The sequence below is a fragment of the Belnapia sp. genome (assembly GCF_059504005.1).
This window is the reverse complement of the sequence record NZ_JCACHU010000089.1, coordinates 77,999-92,126: the sequence shown is the minus strand read 5'-3', so window position 1 is coordinate 92,126 and position 14,128 is coordinate 77,999. Positions and strand designations below refer to the sequence as shown.

Here is a 14,128-nt window from a genome sequence, read left to right as displayed (position 1 = left end):
AGGGATGTTTCCGCGCGGCCAGGAGGCGGATGCAGCCGATGCCGGCTGCATCGGCAGGCCCGGGGACGCCGCCATGACGGACAGGGCGCGCCGCGGCGCGCCGCAGCCCCTCGCTGGCACGCCCTAGCCGATGCCGCCGATCCGCGGGCCGGCAGTGCCGATCCTGGCGCTGACGCTGGGCCATGTCTTCTCGAACGCGGTGCGCACCCTCCCCGCGCTCGCCGCCGACGTGCTGCAGCGCGACCTCGGCCTCTCGCCCGATGGCCTCGCCGCCGTCACCGGCGCCTTCGCCTTTGCCTTCGCCCTGGCCATGGTGCCGGTCGGCGTCGCGCTCGACCGCTTCGGGGTGCGGCGGACGGCGCTTGCCGTGCTCGGCATCGCCGGAACGGGCGCGGTGCTCGCCTCGCTCGCGCCGAACGCGCTCGGCATGCTGGCCGCGCAGATCGTGCTCGGCATCGGCTGCGCCGGGATGCTGATGGGGCCGATGACCTATGCCGCCCGCGCCGTGCCCGCCGCGCGCTTCTCGCTCTGGTCCGGCATCATCCTCACCCTCGGCAATTCGGGAATGCTGCTCTCGGGCAGCCCGCTCGCCTGGCTGGTCGACCTTCAGGGCTGGCGCGCCGGCTTCCTGGCGACGGCGGGGATGGCGGCCTTCGCCTTCCTCGCGGTGGCGCTGACCGTCCGCCACCCGCCCCCGCCGCAGGGCGGGCGCCGCTCGATCTGGCAGGATGCGGGCGAGGTCGTCGCCATGGCCGCCTCGCCCGGCCTCCGCCCGCTGATGGTCTTCGGCTTCGCCAGCCTCGCCGTCGTGCTCGGCCTGCGCGGCCTCTGGGGCGGGCCCTGGCTGATGGAGGCGAAGGGCCTCACCCGCATCGAGGCCGGGCACATCCTCTCGCTCTGCGCCCTCGCGCTGACCGTCTCCCCGGTGATCTGCGGCTGGGCGGAGCGGAGGATCGGCCGCCCCGTGCTGATGCTCGCCGCCAGCCATTATGCCGTGGCGGGGCTGGTTCTCGCCCTCATCGCCGGGCGCAGCCTGCCCTCCGCCTGGGATGCGACGATCTTCGCCCTGATCGGCGCGCTGATCTCCGTCCAGTCCGTCGTCTTCGGCCAGGTCCGCGCCGCGGTGCCGCCGGAGCGGGCGGGGCGGGCGCTCTCGGCGGTCAACATCGCCTTCTTCGGCGGGGCGGCGGTGATGCAGGCGGTCTCCGGCCTCGCCGCCGCCTGGGCCGGGGTCGGCGCGGCGCTGGCCAGCCTCGCCGTCGCGCTGATCCTCTGCACGAGCGGCTTCCTCCTGCTCCGACACCGGGCCTAAGCTCGCCGGGATGCTGCAGAGCCTCCTCCTCGCCCTCGACGACACGCCGGGGGCCCTTGCCGCCCGCGATGCCGCCATTGCCCTCGCCCGCCGCAGCGGCGCGGCGCTGACGGCGGCTGCCATCCTCGACCGCCCCCACACCTCGGGCGGCCATGAGGCCATGCCGATCGGCGGCGCCGCCTTCGCCGCCCAGCGCGACGCCGCCCGCGCCGCCCGCCTCCAGGCCGAGGCGGAGGCCGCCTTCGCCGCCGCCCGCCAGGCCGCCGGCGACCTCCCCGTCGAGGCGCTGCTGCTGGAGGAGGCGCCGGAGCCCGCCCTGCTGCGCGCCGGGGCGCGGCACGACCTCCTGATCCTTGGCCGCGACAGCACCCTCGGCCTCGAGCGGGCGGATGACGGGCTCGCCCCCGTCATCCCCGCCCTGCTGCGTGACGGCGCGCGGCCGCTGCTCGTCATCCCGGCCGCCGCCCCGGCCGAGGGGCCGGTGCTGGCCGGCTATGACGGCTCCGCCCCGGCGCAGCGGGCGCTCGCCTCCCTGGCCCAGCTTGGCCTCGCCGAGGGCTCGGCGGTGACGCTGCTCGCCGCCGACCCGCATGCCGCCGTGGCCGCCCGCCTCGCCGCCGAGGGCGCCGCCTTCCTCCGCCGCCATGGCCTGGCGGTGGAGGAGCGCGCCGCCCGCGGCCACGACCCGGCCGCGCTGCTGCTCGCCGAGGCGGCGCGGCTGCCGGCCCGGCTGCTCGTCATGGGCGGCTTCGGGACCGCCGGGCTGAGCGCCCTGCTGCATGAGTCGACGAGCCGCCGGCTGCTGCACGGGGCGCCCTGCCCCATCCTCGCAGTGCCCTGACATCCGGCTGCAAAGGGCGGCCGCGGCGCGCAGCCCAGGGTTCACGGCCGTGACACTTTCGCAAGCTTGCGCCCCGGTCATTGGTCGCCATTTGAGATAAAGTCTCTGGTCCCGGGGGGGACGCCCTGGTATCGCCAGCCGTCTTGTCCCGGATGACTCGCATGATGCGTCGACTGTCCGCTGCCCTCCTGCTCACGGTGCTCGCCCTGCCGGCCGAGGCCCAGTTCGGGCCGCAGGGACCGCCCGCGGTCGGCGTCACCCCGGCCAACCGCCAGCCGGTCACCGAGAGCACCGAGTTCACCGGCCGCATCGAGGCGGTGAACCGCGTCGAGATCCGCGCCCGCGTCATTGGCTTCCTTCAGGAGCGTGCCTTCACCGAGGGCCAGGAGGTGAAGGCCGGCGACGTGCTCTTCCGCATCGAGAAGCCGCCCTTCGAGGCGCAGCTGGAGCAGGCCCGGGCCAATGTCGCCTCCGCCCAGGCGACGCTCGAGAATGCCCGCGTGGCGCTGGCCCGTGCGCGGGAGCTGCAATCGACCGGCGCCGGCACCCGGGTCGCCCTCGACAACGCCCAGGCGCAGGAGCGGACGGCGAATGCCCAGCTGCTCGGCGCCCAGGCCGCCGTCCGCGTCGCGGAGATCAACCTTGGCTATACCGACATCCTCTCGCCCATCGACGGCAAGATCGGCCGCGCCAGCCTGACGCCGGGCAACGTGGTCACGCCGACGCTGACCGAGCCGCTGGCCGTCGTCGTCAGCCAGGACCCGATGCGCGTCGTCTTCACCGTCAGCTCCCGCGCCGCCGGCGAGCTGCAGGCGCGCTACGAGCCGCGCGGCGGCGTCAACGCGGTGGTCGTCCGCGTCCGGCTGAGCGATGGGCGCCCCTATCCCCAGGCCGGGCGCATCGAGTTCATCGACACCCAGGTGGACCGCAACACCGACAGCCTGCTGATCCGCGCCCTGATCCCGAACCCGCGCCGCCCGGGCGTCCAGGCCGGCAGCCCCGGCGACCGGGAGTTGATCGACGGCCAGTTCGTCACCGTCGCGGTGGAGGGCGTGGAGCCGGTGCAGGCCATCGTCCTGCCGCGCGCCGCCGTCCTCCAGGACCAGGGAGGCAATTACGTCCTCGTCGTCGACAACGAGAAGAAGGCGCAGCGCCGCCCGGTCCGCCTCGGCCGCACCATCCGCGACCAGGTGGTGATCGAGGACGGGCTGCAGCCGGGCGAGCAGGTGATCAGCGAGGGGCTGCAGCGCGTGCGGCCGGGCCAGGAGGTGAATGCGGGCCCGGCCGGCGCGCCGCCGCCAGGCGCCAGGCCACCCGGCGCCCCAGCCCCCGGCGGCCGGCCGGGCTGACGCGCCATGATCTCGAGCGTCTTCGTCGACCGCCCGCGCCTGGCGATCGTCATCGCCATCGTCATCACCCTGGCCGGCCTGCTGGCCCTGCTGCGGATCCCCGTCGCCCAGTTCCCGGACATCGTCCCGCCCCAGGTCTCGGTGCAGGCCAACTACCCGGGCGCCTCGGCGGCCGTCATCGAGTCGACCGTCGCGCAGATCATCGAAAGCGCCGTCAACGGTGTCGAGAACATGATCTACATGCGCTCGAACAGCGCCAATGACGGCACCTACCAGCTCTCGGTCAGCTTCGCCCTGGGGTCGAACCCGGACATCAACACCGTCAACGTCAACAACCGCATCCAGGCGAACATCGCCCGATTGCCGCAGGAGGTGCAGCGCGCGGGCTTGATCGTGCGCAAGCAGTCCTCCTCGGTGCTGCAGTTCATCGCGCTGACCTCGACCAATCCGGACCACACGCCGCTCTTTCTGTCGAACTACCTGACGATCAACATGGTCGACCGGATGGCGCGCGTGCCGGGCGTCGGCCAGGTGAACATCTTCGGCGCGCAGAATTACTCCATGCGCGTCTGGTTCGAGATCGACCGGTTGACCAGCCTCAACCTGACACCGCAGGACCTGATCACGGCGATCCAGAGCCAGAACATCCAGGCCGCGGTCGGCCGCATCGGCGCCCAGCCGATCCCCGACACGCAGCAGTTTCAGATGAACATCCAGACGCTCGGGCGGCTGATCACGCCGGAGCAGTTCAGCGACATCATCATCCGCGCCAACCCGGACGGCTCCGTCCTGCGGGTGAGGGACGTGGCGCGGGTCGAGCTCGGCGCGCAGAGCATGGACACGGTGAGCCGGCTGAACAGCCAGCCCGCCGTCACCGTCGGCGTCTACCTCTCGCCCGGCGCCAATGCGGTGACCGTCTCGAATGCGATGAAGCGCACGCTGGACGAGATGTCGACCCGCTTCCCCGAGGGGATGCGGGCGCAGGTGCTCTACGACAGCTCGACCTTCGTGGTGGAGACGATCGAGGAGGTCATCCAGACCCTGATCGAGGCCTTCGTCCTCGTCGTGATCGTGGTCTACCTCTTCCTCGGCTCGTTCCGGGCAACGATCATCCCGACCATCGCGGTGCCGGTGAGCCTGATTGGCGCCTTCGCCATCCTGCTGGCCATCGGCTACAGCGCCAACACCGTCTCGCTGCTCGCCATGGTGCTGGCCATCGGCATCGTCGTCGACGACGCGATCGTCGTCGTCGAGAATGTCGAGCGGGTGATGGAGGAGCACCCTGACTGGGAGCCCAACCGCGCGGTGAAGCAGGCCATGGCCGAGATCACCGCGCCGATCATCGCCATCACCCTGGTGCTGCTCTCGGTCTTCGTCCCCATCGCCTTCATCCCCGGCCTGTCGGGTGTCCTGTTCCGCCAGTTCGCGGTGACCATCTCGGCGGCGATGGTGATCTCGGCGCTGAATGCGCTGACCCTCTCGCCCGCGCTCTGCGTCCTCTTCCTCCGCCATACCGGGCCGAAGCGCGGGCCGATCAAGTATGTCCTGCGCGGCATCGACAAGGTGCGCGACGGCTATGCGGCGGTCGTTCGGCGGATCGTCCGGCTCTCGGTCGTCTCGCTGGTGCTGACGGCGGCGATCGCCTTCGGCATCTTCTCCATCGGCTCGAAGACGCCGCAGGGCTTCCTGCCGCAGGAGGACCAGGGCACCTTCTTCATCCAGGTCTCGCTGCCCCAGGCGGCCTCCCTCTCCCGCACGCGGGCAACGGTGGAGCAGGTCGAGGGCATCCTGCGCGGGATCCCGGCGGTCGAGAACATCCTGGCGATCGTCGGCTTCTCGCTGATCGACCAGGGCGCGCAGTCCAACTCCGCCTTCATCGTGGCGCGGCTGAAGCCCTTCGACCAGCGCACCAACCCGGCGGATTCGGTCTTCGCTTCCATCGGGCGGGTCTTCGGCGCGGGGGCCAATGTGCGCACCGCGACGGTCGTCGCCTTCAACCTGCCGCCGATCATCGGCCTCGGCACCGGCGGCGGCTTCGAGTACCAGCTGCAGGACCTCCAGGGCCGCGACCCGGCGGAGCTGGGGAGCGCGATGTTGGGCCTTGTCATCGCGGCGAACCAGGATCCCCGCCTGCAGCAGGTCTTCTCGACCTTCTCGGCGGCGACGCCCTCGCTCTTCCTCGATGTGGACCGGGACAAGGCGCAGGCGCTCGGCATCCCGATCTCCAACATCTTCTCGGCGCTGCAGGCCTCGCTCGGCGGCTTCTACGTCAACGACTTCAACCTCTTCGGCCGCACCTGGCAGGTGAACATCCAGGCCGAGGCGCAGGACCGCGACGACATCGACGACATCTGGCGCATCCGGGTCCGCAGCACCCGCGGCGACATGGTGCCGCTGCGCGCCTTCGCCGATGTGCGGATCATTGTCGGGCCGCAGACGATCAGCCGCTACAACAACTACCGTGCGGTGCTGGTCAACGGCGCGCCGAAGCCGGGCGTCTCCTCCGGCGACGCGCTGGCGGCGATGGAGGAGCTGTCGCGCCGGGTCCTGCCGTCCGGCTACGGCTATGAATGGACCGGCACCGCCTACCAGGAGAAGCTGGCGGCGGGGCAGACCATCTACGTGGTCGCGCTCGCCATCCTCTTCGCCTACCTCTTCCTCGTCGCGCTGTACGAGAGCTGGACCATCCCCGTCCCCGTGCTGATGTCGGTGGCGGTGGGCGGCCTCGGCTCTTTCCTCGCCATCCTGATCGCGGGCCTGAGCCTCGACGTCTACGCGCAGATCGGCCTCGTCGTGCTGATCGCGCTGGCGGCGAAGAACGGCATCCTGATCATCGAGTTTGCCAAGGATGCGCGGGAGCGCGGCATGTCCATCCGCGACGCGGCGATCGAGGGATCGCGCCTCAGGTTCCGCGCGGTGATGATGACCTCGATCGCCTTCGTCCTCGGCCTGGTGCCGCTGGTGACGGCGAGCGGGGCGGCAATGCTCTCGCGCCGCGCGGTCGGCACGCCGGTCTTCGGCGGGATGCTGGCGGCCTCGCTCATCGGCATCTTCATGATCCCGATGCTCTATGTCGTCTTCCAGGGCACCCGGGAGCGGGTGAAGGGCTGGATGGGCGTCCGCCCGGTGGAGCCGGCCTCGATCGGCCCCGGCCAGTCGCCGCAGCCGGCGCCGGACAAGACGGACAGCACCCGCCGTTGAGCCGCATCCTCCTCGCCACCACCGGCTCGCTCGGGGACCTCTTCCCCTACCTGGCGGTGGCGGCGGGGCTGGAACGGCGGGGGCACCGGGTCACGGTCGCCACTGCCGAGGGGTATCGCGGCAAGGTCGAGGCGGCGGGCCTCGGCTTCGCCCCGATGCGCCCGACCATGCCGGAGGGCGCGCCGGACCTCGAGGCCTTCGCCCGGGCGATGGATCCGCGGACGGGGCCGGCCTTCGTCTGGCGGACCCTGGTCGTGGAGCCGATCCGCGAGGCCCATGCTGACCTCATGGCGGCCTCGGAGGGCGTCGACCTCATCCTCGCCAGCCCGGTCGCCGCCGCGGCCCCGATGGTGGCGGAGCGGCGCGGCCTGCCCTGGGCGCCGGCCTACCTCCAACCCTTCACCCTGTTCTCGACGACCGATCCCGGCATCCCGGGCGGCTATGACTGGCTCTGGCGGGTGGAGTGGCTGCGGCGGCTGGCAGGGCCCGTGATCCGCGGCATCGGGCGATGGACGGTCGGGCGATGGTCGCGCGAGGTCGCGGCCTTCCGGGCGGAACTCGGCCTTGCCCCTGCCGCCGACCCTTTCCTCAACGCCGCGCGGCCGCCGGCCTTCTCCCTCGCCCTCTTCTCGCCGCTGCTGATGCAGACCGATCCGGCACCGACCGGCTTCCCCTTCTGGGACGAGCCGGCACCGATGCCGCGGGAGCTCGGCCGCTTCCTCGCTGCCGGGCCGCCGCCGCTGGTCTTCACCCTGGGCTCGGCCGCGATCTACGCGCCGGGCCGCTTCTTCGCCGAGAGCCTGGATGCGGCGAGGCGCCTCGGCCAGCGCGCCGTGCTGCTGACCGGGACGGCGGAGAACCGGGCGGCGCTCGGCCCCCTCCCCCCAGGGGTGCTGGCCATGGACTACCTGCCGCATGCCGCGCTCTTCCCGGCGGCTTCGGCCATCATCCACCAGGGCGGCATCGGCACCGCGGCGCAGGCGATGCGGGCCGGGCGGCCGATGCTGGTGGTGCCCTTCAGCCACGACCAGCCGGACAATGCGGCGCGGCTCGCCCGCCTCGGCATCGCCGCCAGCCTGCCGGCCGGGCGCTACACGGCAGAACGGGCGGCCCGCGCCCTCGCCCCGCTGCTGGAGAACCCGGAGGTGGAGGCCTGCGCGGGTGCCATCGGCCGGGAGGTCCGGGCCGAGGACGGGGTCGGCGCCGCCTGCGACCGGGTGGAGGCCGCGCTCCGCACGCGGTGATTTCACGCCCACCCCCCTTCCCGTTCCCCCCTTCCTCCGCAGATGATGGAAGAGAATTCGAACGGGAGGGGTTTCCCCATGGCCAAATTCGGTCTGAGCCAGCCGGTGCGACGCATCGAGGATCCGCGCCTCTTGATCGGCGGCGGCCGCTATACCGACGACATCGCCATGCCGGGCGTCGCCCATGGCATGGTGCTGCGCAGCCCGCATGCGGCGGCGAAGATCCTGTCGATCGACACCTCCGCCGCCATGGCGGTGCCGGGCGTGCTCGCCGTCATCACCGGCAAGGACTGGCAGGAGGAGGGCCTCGGCGAGATCCCCTGCGTCATTCCGCTGAAGAACCGCGACGGCACTGAACGCTCGAACACCCCGCGCGGCGCGCTGGCGACGGACCGGGTGCGGCATGTCGGCGACCCGGTCGCCTTCATCGTCGCCGAGACGCATGAGGCGGCGCGGGACGGGGCCGAGGCGGTGATGGTCGATTACGACCTGCTGCCGGCCGCGACCGAGCTCGCCACGGCCTACAAGCCCGGTGCGCCGGCGGTCTGGGACGAGATCCCGAACAATGTCGTCTTCGATTGGGAGACGGGCGACAAGGCCAAGGCCGACGCCCTCGTTGCGCAGGCCGCGCATGTGACGAAGCTGACGGTCGTCAACAACCGCGTCATCGTGAACAGCCTCGAGGTCCGCGCCGCGACCGCCGAATACGATGCGGCGAACGAGAAGTTCACCCTCTTCTGCGGCACCCAGGGCAGCTGGCTAGTGAAGAACCTGCTGGCCGAGAGCGTCTTCCACCTGCCGCCGGAGAAGTTCCGCGTGGTCACGCCCGATGTCGGCGGCGGCTTCGGCATGAAGCTCTACCTTTATGGCGAGTATGCGCTGGTCTGCATGGCGGCCCGCCGCCTCGGCCGGCCGGTGAAGTGGACGAGCGAGCGGACGGAGGCCTTCCAGTCCGACACCCAGGGACGCGACAACATCACCGAGGCGGAGCTGGCGCTCGACAAGGACGGCAAGTTCCTCGCGCTGCGCACCACCAACTATGCCGGCATGGGCGCCTATCTTTCGACCTTCGCGCCGATGATCCCGACCGGCGCGGGCACCAAGGTGCTGGCGAGCGTCTACAACTTCCAGGCGATCCACGCCCATGTCATCGGCGTGCTCACCAACACCGTTCCCGTCGACGCCTATCGCGGCGCCGGACGGCCGGAGAGCAACTATGTCGTCGAGCGGCTGATCGATGCCGCGGCGCGCGAGATGGGCATCGACCGCATCGAGTTGCGCAAGCGCAACATGGTACCGGCGAGCGCCATGCCCTACATCACCGCCGTCGGCCAGCGCTATGACAGCGGCGAATTCGGCGCGGTGCTCGATGCTGCGTTGAAGAATGCCGACTGGGCCGGCTTCGCCGCGCGGCGCCGCACCTCCGAGGCGCGCGGCAAGCGCCGCGGCATCGGCGTCGCCTACTACCTGGAAGCCACGGGCGGCGGGCCGACGGAGCGGGCCGAGGTGCGCTTCGCGGCCGACGGCATGGTCGATGTGCTGGTCGGCACGCAGTCGACCGGCCAGGGGCACGAGACCGCCTATGCCATGCTGACCAGCCATGAGCTCGGCATCCCGATGGAGAAGATCCGCATCGTCCAGGGCGATTCGGACGAGATCCCGACGGGCGGCGGCACCGGCGGCGCCCGCAGCCTCTACTCCGAGGGCCAGGCGATCCTGCTGACGGCGGCGACCGTCATCGAGAAGGGCAAGCAGGCGGCCTCGGAGCATCTGGAGGCCTCGGTCGCCGATATCGAGTTCACCACGACCGGCGGCCGCTTCTCGGTGGTCGGCACGGATCGCGGCGTCGACATCCTCTCGCTCGCCACCATCCAGCGGGAGCGGGCGGCGCGGGGCGAGCCGGCGACGCTGCTCGACGCGGCGGAGGTGGCCGAGATCAAGTCCCACACCTTCCCCAATGGCTGCCACATCGCCGAGGTCGAGGTCGATCCGGATACCGGGCTGATCGACGTGCCGCGCTATGTCGTGGTGGACGATGTCGGCCATGCCATCAACCCGATGATCGTGCGCGGCCAGGTACATGGCGGCGTGGCGCAGGGCATCGGCCAGGCGGTGCATGAGCGGACGGCCTATGACCCGGAGAGCGGCCAGCTCCTCTCCGCCTCCTTCATGGACTACGCCCTGCCCCGGGCGGAGGACCTGCCGGATATCGAGGTGGAGTTCCTCTCCGTCCCCTGCGAGACCAACCCGCTCGGCGTCAAGGGCGCCGGCGAGGCGGGGGCGGTCGGCTCGCCGCCGGCGCTGATGAATGCGCTGGTCGATGCGCTCTCGACCATGGGCGTCACCCATGTCGACATGCCGGCGACGCCGGAGAGCGTGTGGAAGGCGATCCACCTGGCCAAGGCCGCCTGAGGACTGCCCGTCCTGCCGGGGAGTCGCCCGGCAGGGCCGGTCAATGGTAAGGAAAGGGGTACCGCCCATCCTGTGGGCCCCTTTCCGGAGAGTCACGGTCCATGCGCCTCGACGCCATCGCCATCGGCAAGAACCCACCCGAGGACATCAACGTGGTGGTGGAGGTCGCCATCGGCGGCGAGCCGATCAAGTACGAGATGGATAAGGAGGCCGGCACGCTCGTCGTCGACCGCTTCCTCTACACGCCGATGCGCTATCCCGGGAATTACGGCTTCGTCCCGCACACGCTGAGCGACGACGGCGACCCGATCGACGTGCTGATCGCCAATACCCGCCCGATCGTGCCGGGCGCCGTCATCAATGTCCGCCCCGTCGGCGTGCTCAAGATGGAGGACGACGGCGGCGTCGACGAGAAGATCATTGCCGTGCCCTCGACCAAGCTGACGCGGCGCTACGAGAAGGTCGCCAACTATTCCGACCTGCCGCAGATCACGCTCGACCAGATCAAGCACTTCTTCGAGCACTATAAGGATCTCGAGCCCGGCAAGTGGGTGAAGATCATCGGCTGGGGCGACGCGGCGGAGGCCAAGCAGCTGATCCAGGAAGCCGTCGAGCGGGCCAAGGCGGCGGGGTGAGCGCCGGCACGGCCCCCATCGGAAACGCCCTGGTCGTCAGCGCCCATTCGGCGGATTTCGTGTGGCGGGCGGGCGGTGCCATTGCCCTCCATGCGGCGCGGGGCTGGCAGGTGACGGTCGTCTGCCTCTCCTTCGGCGAACGGGGCGAGAGCGCCAAGCTCTGGCGCCAGCCCGGCATGACGCTCGACCGCGTCAAGTCGGAGCGCCGGGGCGAGGCGGAGCGGGCCGCGGCCGCGCTCGGCGTGCACGACCTGCAATTCTGGGATCTCGGCGACTATCCGCTGACGCTCTCGCAGGAGAGCCTCTTCCGGATGGCCGGGCTCTACCGCGCCATCCGCCCGCGCTTCGTGCTGACGCACAGCCGGGAGGATCCTTACAACCACGATCATCCCACGACGACCGACTTCGCCCAGCATGCCCGCATCATCGCCCAGGCGCATGGGCATGAGCCGGGGGTGCCGGTGATCGGCGCGCCGCCCGTCTACCTGTTCGAGCCGCACCAGCCGGAGCAGTGCGGCTGGATGCCCGACATGCTGCTCGACATCACCCCGGTCTGGGAGCGGAAGCGGGCCGCCATCCGCTGCATGGCGGGGCAGGAGCATCTCTGGGAGTACTATACCCGCGTCGCCCTGCAGCGCGGCGCCCAGGCGGCGCGGAATTCCGAGCGTGCCGTCGTGCATGGGGAGGGCTATCAATCCGTCTTCCCGCATGTGGTGGAGAGCCTGGCCTGACCTTGCCGCCCGTCGCCGACCCCGAGGCGCCGCTTCGCCGTGCGCTCGCCATCCATCGTGCCATCGCCACCGGCCTGCTGATCGGCATGGCGGCGCTGCTGGTGCTCGCCTACTGGCTGCCGCCGGGCTACTGGACGGACATGCTCCAGGCCTCGGCCAAGGCCGGCGTCGTCGGCGGCATCGCCGACTGGTTCGCGGTCACCGCCCTGTTCCGCCGGCCGCTCGGGCTGCCGATCCCGCATACGGCGATCATCCCCCGCCAGAAGGAGCGGCTGGGCCAGGGACTCGGCCGCTTCGTCGCCAACCATGTCTTCACCGAGGCGGAGGTCCGCCGGGTGATCGGCCGCCTGGATGTCGCCGGCATCCTGCGCGAGGTGATGGCCGACCCGGCCGCCGCCCGCCCGGCCGCGGAGGCGGTCGCCGCCAGCCTGCCGAAGCTGCTGGTCAGCATCGAGGATGGCCGCGCGCGCCGCCTGCTGGGCCGGCTGCTGCCGCGCATGGCGGCCGGGCCGGGCGGGGCGCGCATCATCGCCCAGGCGCTGCGGACGCTGATGGCGGGCGGGCGGCACAACGAGGTCTTCGACCTCGCCATCGGCCAGCTCCGGACCATCCTCGCCAGCAAGGAGGACCAGCTCCGCACCGCCATCGAGACGCGGGTCCGGGCGGAGGGCGGCGCCCTGGTCGGCTGGCTGGCCGGTGCCGCGGTCGCCCGCCGCGTCCTCACCACCGTCAATGCGGAGCTGGCGCGGGTGGAGCCCTCCGACAGCGACCTCCGCGCCGCCTTCGAGACCTGGCTCCGGAGCGAGATCGACAGGCTGGAGAGCGACCCGGAGCGGGCGGCCGCCGTCGGCCGGGCGCTGCGCCAGGCCATCGCCCATCCCACCGTCGCGGCCTGGATCGGTGACATCTGGGACCGGCTGAAGGCCGCGCTGGCGGCCGATGCCGGCAACCCGCAGGGCCGCACCGTCGCGCTGCTGGAGGGCGCCTTCGCCAATGCCGGCACCCTGCTGGCCCAGGACCAGGCGGCGCGCGACAGGCTGAACCGCGCGGCGGAGCGGCTGATCGCCACCGTCCTGCCCGCTGCCCGGGCGCAGCTCGCGGGCTTCATCGCCCAGGTCGTCGCCGGCTGGGACACGGCGCAGGTGACGGAGAAGATCGAGCTCCGCGTCGGGCGGGACCTGCAATATGTGCGGATGAACGGCACGCTGGTCGGCTTCCTGGTCGGCGGCGCGCTCTTCGCCGTGCTGACGGCGGTCTTCGGCCGCGTGTCCTTCTGACCGGGCCGCCGTTGCGTCGGGTGGTGATGCCGTCGCCACTCCACCGGCCTGAGCCCCTTCCGCCGGCGACCAGGGCGGCTAGAGTTCCGCCATGACCCTCCGCCTCGCCATCCTCGACCAATCGACCATCGCCTCGGGCCGCGGCGCCGATGCGGCGATCCGCGAGACGCTGGCCCTCGCCCGACTCGCCGATGACTGGGGCTATGGCCGCTACTGGCTGGCCGAGCACCACAACAGCGAAGCCCATGCCGGCTCGGCGCCGGAGATGCTGGTCGCAGCCATCGCCGCCACCACGCGGCGCATCCGCGTCGGCACGGCAGGGGTGATGCTGCCGCACTACGCGGCGCTGAAGGTCGCCGAGCAGTTCAAGGTGGCGGAGGCGATCGCGCCGGGGCGGATCGATCTCGGCCTCGGACGGGCGCCGGGGAGCGACGGGCGCACGGCCTTCGCCCTGAACCCGCAGGCCCGCGAGGCGGCGGACCGCTTCCCCAGCCAGGTGATGGACCTGCTCGGCTGGCTCGGCGACGGGTTGCCGGAGGGGCACCCTTTCCGCCAGGTCGCCGCCAACCCGCAGGTGCCGACGCGGCCGGAGGTCTGGATCCTCGGCTCCAGCGACTACGGGGCGCAGCTCGCGGCCTATCTCGGCCTGCCCTACTGCTTCGCGCATTTCATCTCGGACCGCGGGTCGGAGGGGGTGACGGCGCTTTACCGCGAGGGCTTCCGCCCGCAGCCCGGCCGCCTCGCCGCGCCGCATTGCGCCCTCGGCGTCTTCGCACTGACCGCCGACACCGAGGCGGAGGCTTGGCGGCTCTACAAGTCGCGCGAGCTCTGGCGGCTGTTCCGCGATGCCGGCCACTTCCCGCCCCTGCCGAGCGTTGAGGAGGCGGAGGCCTACCCCTATGCCGAGGCGGAGCGGGCGCATCTCGACCGCATCCGTGCCAGGGCGATCGTCGGCGCACCGGAGCAGGTGAAGGCGAGGCTCGAGGCCCTGGCCGCGGCGCATGGCGCGCAGGAGGTGGCGGTGCTCAGCCCCTGCCACGACCCGGCGGCGCGGCAGCGCAGCTACCGGCTGCTCGCCGAGGCCTTCGGGCTGCGGACCGCGGCGCCCCTCGCCGCCGAATAGGCG

The 14,128-nt window shown here is 71.8% G+C and carries 10 protein-coding genes; all 10 read left to right on the top strand.

Translation table 11 applies throughout. The annotated features are described in order from the left end of the window. Positions 1-130: 130 nt before the first annotated feature. The 10 genes from AC5JJ1_RS13315 (at position 131) to AC5JJ1_RS13270 (ending at position 14,125) form a co-directional block, all read left to right on the top strand. A complete protein-coding gene (locus tag AC5JJ1_RS13315; protein WP_495785588.1) occupies positions 131-1,312 on the top strand; it encodes an MFS transporter in 1,182 nt (393 codons plus the stop codon). Between the two features lie 10 nt (positions 1,313-1,322). Next, on the top strand, positions 1,323-2,153 hold the full coding sequence (locus tag AC5JJ1_RS13310) for a universal stress protein (RefSeq protein ID WP_495785587.1): 831 nt from the start codon (positions 1,323-1,325) through the stop codon (positions 2,151-2,153). Between the two features lie 161 nt (positions 2,154-2,314). Further along, positions 2,315-3,502 (top strand): efflux RND transporter periplasmic adaptor subunit, encoded by a 1,188-nt coding sequence (locus tag AC5JJ1_RS13305; protein WP_495785586.1) that lies wholly within the window; start codon positions 2,315-2,317, stop codon positions 3,500-3,502. 6 nt (positions 3,503-3,508) lie between these two features. Next, positions 3,509-6,703, top strand: a complete 3,195-nt coding sequence (locus tag AC5JJ1_RS13300) for an efflux RND transporter permease subunit (RefSeq protein ID WP_495785585.1) — start codon at positions 3,509-3,511, stop codon at positions 6,701-6,703. After that, on the top strand, positions 6,700-7,947 hold the full coding sequence (locus AC5JJ1_RS13295; protein ID WP_495785584.1) for a glycosyltransferase: 1,248 nt from the start codon (positions 6,700-6,702) through the stop codon (positions 7,945-7,947). Before AC5JJ1_RS13300 ends, AC5JJ1_RS13295 begins: the two co-directional genes overlap by 4 nt. Positions 7,948-8,025: 78 nt before the next feature. Further along, a complete protein-coding gene (locus AC5JJ1_RS13290) occupies positions 8,026-10,359 on the top strand; it encodes a xanthine dehydrogenase family protein molybdopterin-binding subunit (protein ID WP_495785583.1) in 2,334 nt (777 codons plus the stop codon). A 101-nt stretch (positions 10,360-10,460) separates the two neighbouring features. Beyond that, a complete protein-coding gene (ppa, locus tag AC5JJ1_RS13285) occupies positions 10,461-10,994 on the top strand; it encodes an inorganic diphosphatase (protein ID WP_495785582.1) in 534 nt (177 codons plus the stop codon). After that, complete coding sequence (locus tag AC5JJ1_RS13280; protein WP_495785581.1) at positions 10,991-11,725, top strand: PIG-L deacetylase family protein; 735 nt, start codon at positions 10,991-10,993, stop codon at positions 11,723-11,725. Before ppa ends, AC5JJ1_RS13280 begins: the two co-directional genes overlap by 4 nt. Before the next feature lie 2 nt (positions 11,726-11,727). Beyond that, positions 11,728-13,002 (top strand): DUF445 domain-containing protein, encoded by a 1,275-nt coding sequence (locus AC5JJ1_RS13275; RefSeq protein WP_495785580.1) that lies wholly within the window; start codon positions 11,728-11,730, stop codon positions 13,000-13,002. Positions 13,003-13,093: 91 nt separating this feature from the next. After that, positions 13,094-14,125, top strand: coding sequence for an LLM class flavin-dependent oxidoreductase (locus AC5JJ1_RS13270; protein WP_495785579.1), 1,032 nt, complete (start codon positions 13,094-13,096; stop codon positions 14,123-14,125). The last annotated feature ends 3 nt before the right edge of the window (positions 14,126-14,128 follow it).